This window comes from Desulfolutivibrio sp. (assembly GCF_036584575.1).
Taxonomy (GTDB): domain Bacteria; phylum Desulfobacterota; class Desulfovibrionia; order Desulfovibrionales; family Desulfovibrionaceae; genus Desulfolutivibrio.
Window position 1 is genome coordinate 1 of the sequence record NZ_JAZHDB010000039.1, and the last position, 6,864, is coordinate 6,864.

Annotated in this window: 5 protein-coding genes; 4 read left to right on the plus strand and 1 reads right to left on the minus strand. The window is 65.4% G+C overall.

Annotated elements, in window-relative coordinates:
* Positions 1-101: 101 nt before the first annotated feature.
* The 3 genes from V3572_RS03195 (at position 102) to msrB (ending at position 5,179) form a co-directional block, all read left to right on the plus strand.
* Positions 102-3,242, plus strand: coding sequence for an efflux RND transporter permease subunit (locus tag V3572_RS03195; protein WP_332109528.1), 3,141 nt, complete (start codon positions 102-104; stop codon positions 3,240-3,242).
* Positions 3,239-3,766: a MarR family winged helix-turn-helix transcriptional regulator gene (locus V3572_RS03200; protein ID WP_332109529.1), complete on the plus strand. Its 528-nt coding sequence runs from the start codon at positions 3,239-3,241 to the stop codon at positions 3,764-3,766. Before V3572_RS03195 ends, V3572_RS03200 begins: the two co-directional genes overlap by 4 nt.
* Positions 3,767-4,069: 303 nt before the next feature.
* Complete coding sequence (gene msrB, locus V3572_RS03205; protein ID WP_332109530.1) at positions 4,070-5,179, plus strand: peptide-methionine (R)-S-oxide reductase MsrB; 1,110 nt, start codon at positions 4,070-4,072, stop codon at positions 5,177-5,179.
* Here the strand turns inward: msrB and corA are convergent, their stop codons facing one another.
* Positions 5,180-6,247 carry a magnesium/cobalt transporter CorA gene (corA, locus tag V3572_RS03210; RefSeq protein ID WP_332109531.1) on the minus strand — a complete coding sequence of 356 codons (1,068 nt, stop codon included), beginning with the start codon at positions 6,245-6,247 and terminating at the stop codon, positions 5,180-5,182.
* Positions 6,248-6,632: 385 nt separating this feature from the next.
* On the opposite strand from corA, the gene V3572_RS03215 reads away from it, so the two are divergent.
* Positions 6,633-6,864: hypothetical protein (locus V3572_RS03215; RefSeq protein WP_332109532.1), on the plus strand; the 232-nt coding region annotated here is incomplete at its 3' end.

Sequence of the window (6,864 nt, forward strand, 5' to 3'; positions counted from 1 at the left end):
TCGACCTTGGATTCCTCAAAGAACTCGATGAATTCCTTGACCTTGAGGACGAGGTCGGGCGAGGCTCAGGCCGCCCCGGCGCCCAAGGCGGAGGCCGCGCAATGATTTCGCGTTTTTTCTTAAATCGCCCCATCTTCTCCACGGTCATCTCCCTGGTCATCACCCTGGCCGGGCTGGTGGCCCTGAAGGTGCTGCCCATCGCCCAGTACCCGGACATCATCCCGCCCGAAGTGGCCGTGGCCACCAACTATCCCGGGGCCAGCCCCGAGGTCATCGCGGCCACCGTGGCCGCCCCCCTGGAGCAGCAGATCAACGGCGTGGACGACATGCTGTACATGAAGTCCACCAGCGCCGGCGACGGCTCCATGACCATCTCCGTGACGTTCGCCGTGGGCACCAACCCCGACCAGGCCACCATCAACGTCAACAACCGGGTCCAGTCCGCCCTGACCAGCCTGCCCGAGGAGGTGCGCCGCCAGGGCGTCACCGTCACCAAGCAGTCCTCCAGCATGCTCATGGTCATGTCCATGGACTCCCCTTCCGGCCGCTACGACGCCATCTACCTCAGCAATTACGCCCTGGTGAACGTGCTCGACGAGCTCAAGCGCCTCCCGGGCGTGGGCGACGCCCAAATATTTGGGGCCAAGGACTATTCCATGCGCGTCTGGCTTCGGCCGGACAAGCTGGCCCAGCTCGGGCTCACCCCCGGCGACGTGGCCGGGGCCATCGCCGAGCAGAACGCCCAGTTCGCGGCCGGGCGCATCGGCCAGGAACCCGTGCTGGAGCATGTGGACATCAACTACATGGTCACCACCCAGGGACGCCTGACCACGGCCGAGGAGTTCGAGAACATCATCGTGCGCGCCGAACCCGACGGCTCCGTGCTGCGCGTCAAGGACATCGCCCGGGTGGAGCTGGGGGCCAAGGACTATGGCTTCACGGGCAAGCGCTTCGGAAAACCGGCCGTCCCCCTGGGCGTGTTCCTGGCCCCGGGGGCCAACGCCCTGGACACCGCCGACCGGGTCAAGGCCAAGATGGACGAGCTGTCCACGCGCTTTCCCGAGGGCGTCGCCTACGCCATCCCCTACGACACCACCACCTTCGTGCGGGTGTCCATCACCGAGGTGGTGCATACCCTGGTCGAGGCCATGATCCTGGTCTTTTTGGTGGTCTACCTCTTTTTGCAGAACTTCAGGGCCACGCTCATCCCCTGCCTGGCCGTGCCCGTGTCCATCATCGGCACGTTCGCGGGCATGTACGCCCTGGGGTTCACCATCAACACCCTGACGCTCTTCGGCATGGTGCTGGCCATCGGCATCGTGGTGGACGACGCCATCGTGGTTTTGGAAAACGTGGAGCGCATCATGCGCACCCGGGGGCTGGGGCCCAAAGAGGCCACGGCCCGGGCCATGGAGCAGGTCACGGGGCCGGTCATCGCCATCGTCTTGGTGCTGTGCGCCGTGTTCGTGCCCGTGGCCTTTCTGGGGGGCTTAACCGGCGAGATGTACAAGCAGTTCGCCATCACCATCGCCGTGTCCGTGACCATCTCGGGGCTGGTGGCCCTGACGCTCACCCCGTCCTTGTGCGCCCTGTTGCTCAAACCCGGCCACCAGGAGCCCAACCGGGTCTTTCGGGCCTTCAACACCCTGTTTGACCGCATCACCGACGGCTACACCGCCGGGGTGCGCTTCCTCATCCGCCGGACCTCGGTGGCCCTGATCCTTTTCGCGGTCCTGTGCGGCGGGACGTACTGGCTTTTTTCCCACGTCCCCAGCGGCCTTCTGCCCGACGAGGACCAGGGCTACATCCTGGCCCTGACCGTGCTGCCCGACGGCGCGTCCCTGAGCAACACCCTGGCCGTCACCGACGCCCTGGACGCCATGCACATGGCCGATCCCGACATCAAGGAGGTCATGACCTTCGCCGGATACGACCTGATAAGCGGCGCCAGCCGGTCCAATTACGGCACCACGTTTCTGCCCATGAAGGACTGGCGCGAGCGCACGGCGCCGGGGCACAGCTCGTTTGACCTGGTCAAGCGGGTCTTCGGCCGGGGCATGACCCAGCCCAAGGGCCTGGCCCTGGCGTTTAACCCGCCGCCCATCTCGGGCATGAGCAGCACCGGCGGTTTCGAGGCCTTTATACAGAGCCGGGGAGAAGGCACGCCCAAGGATCTGGCGGCCATGACCGAAAAGGTCATCGCTGCGGCGGGCAAGCGCCCCGAGCTCGGCCGGGTGTCCACCACCTTCGGGGCCAACGTGCCCCAGATCAAGGTGACCCTGGACCGTCAGAAGGCCAAGGCCCTGGGCGTGTCCGTGGATGACGTCTTCGAGGTCATGCAGTCCACCTTCGGGGCCTACTACGTCAACGATTTCAACAAGTACGGGCGCACCTTTCGGGTCATGCTGCAATCCGAGGCCAACTTCCGGGATCGCCCCGAGGATCTGCGCGACGTCTTCGTGCGCACTCAAAAGGGCGAAATGATTCCGCTTACGGCCCTGGTCACGGTGGAGCAGTCCAGCGGCCCCGAGGTCATGGAGCGCTACAACGTGTTCCCGGCGGCCAAGCTCATGGGCGATCCGGCCCCGGGCTACAGCTCGGGCCAGGCCCTGGACGCCATGGAGGCCGCCGCCAAAGAGGCCCTGCCCTCGGACTACGCCCTGGCCTGGACCGGCTCGTCCTACCAGGAACGGGCCATGGCCGGAACGTCCACCCTGGTGTTCGCCCTGGCCATCGTCATGGTCTTTCTCATCCTGTCCGCCCAGTACGAACGTTGGTCGCTGCCCGTAGCCGTCATCCTGGCCGTGCCGTTTGCGCTTTTCGGCGCGATCCTGGCCACCTGGGGACGCGGGCTGTCCAACGACATCTATTTCCAGGTCGCCCTGGTGACGCTCATCGGCCTGGCGGCCAAAAACGCCATCCTCATCGTGGAGTTCGCGGTCCTGCGCATGAAGCAGGGCATGTCCCTGACCGACGCCGCCACGGAAGCGGCCCGGCTGCGCTTTCGGCCCATCATCATGACCTCCCTGGCCTTCGTCCTGGGCTGCCTGCCCCTGGCCATCAGCTCCGGCGCCGGCGCGGCCAGCCGCCACGCCATCGGCACCGGGGTCATCGGCGGCATGCTCGGGGCCACGTTCATCGCGCCCTTTTTCATCCCGGTTTTTTTCAAGCTCATCATGCAGATCGGCGGCCTTTTCCGCCGGAGCCATCCGCAATCCTCCGAACCCGGAGCCGGATCGTGAGCGCGGCGCGCGAAACCGCCCCGGTCTGCGCCTGTCCCCCAGGCGCCCCGAATACCTCCGGACAGCAGGATGACATCGCCCTGCCCCTGTGCGAAGCCGCCGCCCCAGAGGAACGCTTCGTCATCGCCCTGTACGAGACGGCACGCGCCTGGCGGGCAAAAATCGACGAGCAGTTACGGCCCCTGGGCCTGTCCAGCGCCTCCTGGAGCGTGATCTTCACCCTGGCCACGGCGGACAAGCCCCTGTCCCAGAGGGAGATCGCGGATCGGCTCTTCGTGGAATGCCCCACGGTGGTGCGGCTTCTGGACCGTCTGGAGAAACTCGGCTGGGTGCGCCGGGAGCCCGTGCCGGGCGACCGGCGGCGCAACCGGGTCCGACTGACCGCAAAGATACTGGAGTACAAGGACTCCATCCATGCCGTGGCCATGGGCGTGCATCGGGAAACCCTGGCGGACATTCCTGTTGACAAGCTGGCCGTGGCCTTGGAGGTGCTGGAAACCCTTCGCCTCCGGTTGTGCATCTGAATCAAGCCCCCTCCCAGTCCCCGCCGTCCCCGGTTTTCCGCCGTGGGCGCCCGTGACCGGTCCCGGCCTTCACCGGGACGGTGTTCCCCTTTTTCCGCCGACAGCCCTTTGACTTTCTCCCCTGACGCCCTATTCTCCTAGCAATCCGGTCTGTTTTCTGGACATGCCGATCCGGCCACTTTATTACCACTCAACAGTGATTGGGACATGCCCATGCGAAAAAAACGACTTCTCATTGGCTTACTTGCGGCCGTTCTGGCTCTTTTCACAACCCAACCCGCACCTGCCCAAACGGATCCCCCTATGCAACCCACTGAAAAGACCGAAAGCGCCGTCTTCGCCGGAGGCTGTTTCTGGTGCCTGGAGGCGGCCATGGAGAAAAAACCCGGGGTGATCGAGGCCGTCTCCGGCTATACCGGCGGCCACGACCCCGCCCCCTCCTACGCCGCCGTGTCCACGGGGAAAACCGGCCATGTGGAGGCGGTTCGCGTGGTCTACGACCCGGCGAAAATCTCCTACGAGGATCTGGTCCGGATTTTCTTCAAGAACATCGACCCCACGGACCCGGGCGGACAGTTCGCCGACCGGGGGTCGCAATACCGCACGGCGATCTATTACGCCGACGAGAACCAGAAGCGAATCGCCGAAAACGTCCGCGACGTCATGGCCGCCTCGGGCCGCTTCAAAAAGCCCCTGGACGTGCCGCTTTTCCCGGTGGCCCCGTTTTATCCGGCCGAGGAGGAACACCAGAATTATTACGCCAAGCATGCCGTGAGCTACGGCAATTACCACCGCTATTCAGGGCGCGGGCCGTACCTGGACGCGGTCTGGGGCAAAGACGCGCCGGGCGCGTCGATCAACCCGGTCGCGCCAGTCGAGCCAGTCACCCCGGTCGCACCGGGCGCGCCGGGCGCGCCAGTCAAAACGGACGCGACGCCCCCGGGCGCCGCCGAGCCGTCTGTCGGCTATGTCCGGCCGGACGACGCCGAACTGCAAAAGCGCCTGTCGCCCCTTTCCTTCGAGGTCGCCCGCAAGGCGGGCACCGAACCGGCCTTCGGCAACCCCTACTGGAACGAGAAACGGCCAGGCATTTATGTGGACGTGGTGTCCGGGGAGCCGCTTTTCAGCTCCGCCGACAAGTTCGACTCCGGCACAGGCTGGCCGAGCTTCACCCGGCCCATCGGCACGGGGGCCGTGGCCGCCCGGTCGGACGCCAGCCACGGCATGGCCCGCACCGAGGTCCGAAGCTCCCTGGCCGACTCCCACCTGGGGCATGTGTTCGACGACGGCCCCCGCCCTTCGGGCCAGCGGTATTGCATCAATTCGGCGGCGCTGCGCTTCATCCCCCTGGAGGAGATGGAGAAGGAGGGTTACGGCGCGTTCATCCCGCAGGTACAGGGGGGAGGGAAGTGATCAGATCCACTTCTTCCATTTGAAAAGGCCGAAAAGCCCGCCGGACATGCACAGCATGATCCCGATGGCCATGGGATAGCCCAGGGGCCACTTGAGCTCGGGCATGAACTCGAAATTCATGCCGTAGACCCCGGCCACAAAGGTCATGGGCATGAAAAGCGTGGAGATAAGCGTTAAGACCTTCATGATGGCGTTTAACCGGAAGCTGATGGTGGACAAGTAGATGTCCACCATGCCGCCCACGATGTCCAAAAGGCCCTCCACCGTATCCATGACCTGGATCACGTGCTCGTAGAGGTCGCGGTAGTACAGCCGCGTCTGAGGGGAGAGCAGCTCGCTCTCCCCTTCGGCCAGTCGGGAAATCACCTCGCGCAGGGGCCAGATGCTTTTGCGCAGATAGATGGTTTCGCGCTTGAGCTTGTGGATGACCTCCAGATCCGCCGGTTCGGGATCGGCCAAAAGCTTGTCCCCCAAATCCTCGATGTCCTCGCCCACCTTCTCCAGGCACACGAAATGCTCGTCCACCAAGGCGTCGAGCAGGGCATAGAGCAGATAATCCGCGCCCATGCCCCGCACCCGGCCCCGGCCCGCGGCAACACGGGCCCGAACCCCGTCGAAGGCGGGCACGTCCCCCTCGCGGAAGGTGGCCAGGGCGTGGCGTCCCAGAACAAAGCTGATCTGGCTTTCGCCCAGGGTCTTGGCCTGAGGATCGTACCGCCAGGCCTTGGTCACGAGAAACAGGTAGTCCTCCATGTCCTCAAGCTTGGGGCGCTGCCCCACCTGCACGATGTCCTCCAGGATGAGCGGATGCACCCCGAAAAGCCCGCCCACCCGGCGTATGGCCTCGGGCTGGTGCAACCCGGCCACGTCGATCCACATCTTGTCGCCGTCCGTGACCGGCAGGGGATGGAGCGTTTCGCCGTCATCCGGCCCGGTCATCGTCGCCCCCTGCGGCCCGTACACCATGGTGGCCACCGTGGTCGCCACGGCCGGGGCGTCGCCGGTATATTCCAGGCCGTCCAAGGGTTTCCCGGCCTGACGGGTCATGGTTTTCAACCGATGGCGCATGATGTCTCCCCTTTCGCCTCACATGGGCGCTTCGTTGTCCGGCCCCGGTATGGCGCATGAAACAGGGACTGTCGTCAAGCGATTGCTCTGTGACATTCTGTAGAAAGCGGGACAATCGGGCATGGGGAGGTCCGGACGGCCGCGCATCCCCGGAACAGGACCGTCGCGGCACGGCGGCAGGCAGTCTACGGATGGCCCCCGACAGCAGGATAAACCCCTTGCGCGACCCGGGATTATGGGATAGAGGGCTTCCATCATGAGAATGGAAATCATTATTGTATTCGATTTGGTCACGCCGACTGTTCCGGAAGGCCCAGCCCTGCGCCCCTCGCCCGTCCCCCGCAGACGCCCCTAAACCCGCATCCTCAGGATCTTTTCAAGCGCCATGCACGCCACAGCCACCCTTCGCATCACCCACGCCCTGCCCGGACGTCTGCGCCTGAGACTGCGCCCGGCATCGCTTCTGTCCACGGCCGCCTCCGCCTGCGCCGACATCGCGGGCATCCTCGACACCCGCAGCAATCCGGCCTGCGCCTGCCTGGTGGTGCGCTACGACCCGGCCAAAACGGCCCAGGACGCCGTCCTGGCCGCCGTGCGGGCCGCCCTGCCCGCGCCGA

Coding starts and splice junctions, on each gene's coding strand:
- V3572_RS03195 (WP_332109528.1), top strand. CDS start 102: ATGATTTCGCGTTTTTTCTTAAATCGCCCCATCTTCTCCACGGTCATC.
- msrB (WP_332109530.1), top strand. CDS start 4,070: ATGCAACCCACTGAAAAGACCGAAAGCGCCGTCTTCGCCGGAGGCTGT.
- corA (WP_332109531.1), bottom strand. CDS start 6,247: ATGCGCCATCGGTTGAAAACCATGACCCGTCAGGCCGGGAAACCCTTG.